Raw genomic sequence first — 2766 nt, forward strand, 5'->3', positions numbered from 1 at the left:
GTACTTGAGTTTCACGAGGTGTGTCGGTCATGTTCGCCCTCCTTTTCGGATCGCATCAATCGCCTTCGAGTCGCAGTCGCCGGTCGAGAATGTCGCGGGCGACCTCGGTGGCACTGCGGTTGGTGGCGTAAGCGTGGGCACGCAGGCGCACCAACGCCTCGGCGGGTTCGACCCCGAGTTGGGCGACGAGCATGCCGGTCGCCTGGCTGACCTCGGTGCGGCTCAGTTCGTTCAAGTCGGCCCACGCGTCGCTGGACGGGTCGTTGACCGCGGCCTGCAGGTCGGAGTGCATGAGGTCCAGCAGTGGGGCGCCGGCCAGCTCGGCGGCCATGACAGCACCGGCCAGCTGTTCAACGGGCAGCTCGCCGGGCTGTGTCTTGAAAAAGTCCAGCGCTCCGACGAATTCGCCGGCCAGCACCACCGGGATCGCGAATACTCCCCGGATCTTTTGGTCGAGCATGGCGGGGCGGTACAGCGGCCACCGAACGGAGTCGGGTTTGGCGAGATCCGGGACGAGGACGGGGGCACGCGTCGCGACGGAGTCCAGGCACGGACCCTCGCCAATGGTGAACTGGAGTTCGTCATACACCCGTGCGGCAGCGCCGCTGGCGCCGAACGTTCCGGTGGTGACCCCGGAGAAGACCAGTGAGATGGCCGCCGCATCGATGCCGAACAACATCACGCAGGCCTCGCAGAGTGAATCAGCGGCCGCTAGGCCACGCCGGCCATCGACGGCCGCGCGCAGTTGTTCAGCGATCGCCACATTTAGCCGAGCGAGGATCGGGCATCAATTGCAGCGCCCGGATGTCGAAGTGGCGAGGTCATACCTCCACCATCCACCAGTCGGACCGGATTTGCGAGTACCGGCGCACCAGCACCGCTAACCGATCGACACCAGTTGGTCGATCGAGTCGATGGGCAGATCGCCGTCCACGATCGCGGTCACCGCCAACTTGTGCAGGATGATCGCACCTCGGTGATTGTCGAGGAAGGCTATGTCGGCGGCGTCGCGTCCGGTGGCGATGCGCACCAGCGACTGCCGGGGCGCCAGCAAAGTTCCGTCGACGACCCGCCACTGCCCGCCGACGAACGCCTCGGCGACTGCGTGGAAATCCATCGGAAACAGGCCCGGCGCGTAGACCGACACCACACGGGCCGGCACCTTGACTGCCCGCAGCAGCGCCACGACCAGGTGCGCGTAGTCGCGGCACACCCCGGCGCCGGCGAGCAGGGTCTCCACCGCTCCGTCGATCGGGTCACTCGAGCCCGGTACATAGTTCAGCCGGGTGCCCACCCAGAGCGAGACTCGCTCCAGCAGACTCGTCGAATCCGCGTAGTTACCGAATTCCGTTGCGGCGAAACCATAGAGCTTGTCCGCCTCGGCGTACCGGCTGGGACGCAGATACATCGACAGATCGTGTTCGGTCACCGGCGCCGGGTCGGTCCGGCCGACGATCGTCGCGGCGTAGTCGACAGTCAGGTAGCCCACCGGAACATCGAATTTGTGGATGCGGTTACCGTGCGTACCGCTGATCTCCAAGGCTTGAATGGGTTTACCGTCCAACACGAACGATAACCGCTCTGACACTTCGGTATTCGGATGCGGCGCGACAGCGATCTGGAATTCCAGCGTCGTCGGGTCAATGATCTCGACTTCGAGCTCCGCGGCCACCTCCCGTTTGGACTGGTGGTCCATGGGCGATTCCTTGTCTTCGATGTTGATCCACGCGGGATCCAGGATCGACATATGGATGCGAGCGCATATTTCACATTCGGCCGCGTGCCGCCGCGAAAATCACCGCAGACCAGAGCGGTTACCCTGCCGACCTTACACGCGGCGTGTAGCGTCGGGTATGTCGGCGATATTTCGTACGCAGCCGTTTGAGATTGTGTCGTCGCCGATCGAACGATTTGGTCGATTCGCGGCCAAGACAGGAGCGTCGCATGACGCTGCAAGATGGCCGAAGCTCAACAGATTCGACGCGTTCCGGACCCCAGATCACACCCCGCCTGCGGTTGAAGCCCAAGGGATCCACTGCAGGCAGTGTCGACGGAGCGTGGTGGCCGCACAGTGACGACCTTCCGATCGAACTTCCAGATTTGTTGGCGGTACTCTCGATCCGATTGGGCCCAATCGATCGCGTGACATACAACATCGCCGACTGGGCGACAGCGCCGACCGACTTCCCCACCGGCGACGACATGGTCCGACTCCGCGGCTACTACCAGCAACCGGGCAACACCATCCAGGTCGTCGGCATCAACCGCACCAAGCTCGCTCTGCTGGTGGTACCGACTCGCACCGACCCGGAGCACGCACACGACATCATGATGTCCGCGGCAGCGCCGAACAACGCATCGTCAATCGACGGATTACTGCACGACTAACGAGCGTGCCGACGCTTGCTGGTATGCGTGGTCATCTCGGTGACGACCGAGCGGCCTTGTCCGCGAGGGGATTTGCCTGCGGCCGCCACCAGAATGTCGAGCGCATCGACAATTCCGGTCGCTATGTCGTCGACCCCGGGCACATTGTCCGGACACACGCACACGCTGAGATCCATCTGCTCGCCGTGGGTCGTTGGCGTGATGGTCAACCCACAACCTTCCAGCAGCGGCGTCACCGTCTGCATACCGATGACCTTGGCGCCGGCGCAGTACGCGGGCGACGACTGACCCGCATCGGGAGAGACACTGCCGTGTGAGATCGGCGTCAGTAATTGACGCACATCCAGCCGTTTGACGATTCGCATACCCGCGTGGAGC

Annotated in this window: 4 protein-coding genes; 1 reads left to right on the forward strand and 3 read right to left on the reverse strand. The window is 63.7% G+C overall.

The window, feature by feature from the left end; genetic code table 11:
- Nucleotides 1-55: 55 nt before the first annotated feature.
- Both WAN02_RS17950 and WAN02_RS17955 read right to left on the reverse strand, forming a co-directional pair.
- Nucleotides 56-763 carry a GAF and ANTAR domain-containing protein gene (locus WAN02_RS17950; RefSeq protein ID WP_422265598.1) on the reverse strand — a complete coding sequence of 236 codons (708 nt, stop codon included), beginning with the start codon at nucleotides 761-763 and terminating at the stop codon, nucleotides 56-58.
- A 117-nt stretch (nucleotides 764-880) separates the two neighbouring features.
- Nucleotides 881-1672 carry a transglutaminase-like domain-containing protein gene (locus WAN02_RS17955; protein WP_422265601.1) on the reverse strand — a complete coding sequence of 264 codons (792 nt, stop codon included), beginning with the start codon at nucleotides 1670-1672 and terminating at the stop codon, nucleotides 881-883.
- A 272-nt stretch (nucleotides 1673-1944) separates the two neighbouring features.
- On the opposite strand from WAN02_RS17955, the gene WAN02_RS17960 reads away from it, so the two are divergent.
- Nucleotides 1945-2388, forward strand: a complete 444-nt coding sequence (locus tag WAN02_RS17960; RefSeq protein ID WP_422265599.1) for a DUF5994 family protein — start codon at nucleotides 1945-1947, stop codon at nucleotides 2386-2388.
- Here the strand turns inward: WAN02_RS17960 and WAN02_RS17965 are convergent.
- A partial coding sequence (locus WAN02_RS17965; RefSeq protein ID WP_422265600.1) for a WS/DGAT domain-containing protein occupies nucleotides 2385-2766 on the reverse strand: 382 nt, incomplete at its 5' end. The genes WAN02_RS17960 and WAN02_RS17965 overlap by 4 nt on opposite strands.

The sequence above is a fragment of the Mycobacterium sp. genome (genome assembly GCF_049281135.1).
GTDB lineage: Bacteria > Actinomycetota > Actinomycetes > Mycobacteriales > Mycobacteriaceae > Mycobacterium.

What these genes read in the sequence shown, in the direction of transcription:
- WAN02_RS17960 (WP_422265599.1), top strand. Translation starts at nt 1,945, where the DNA reads ATGACGCTGCAAGATGGCCGAAGCTCAACAGATTCGACGCGTTCCGGA.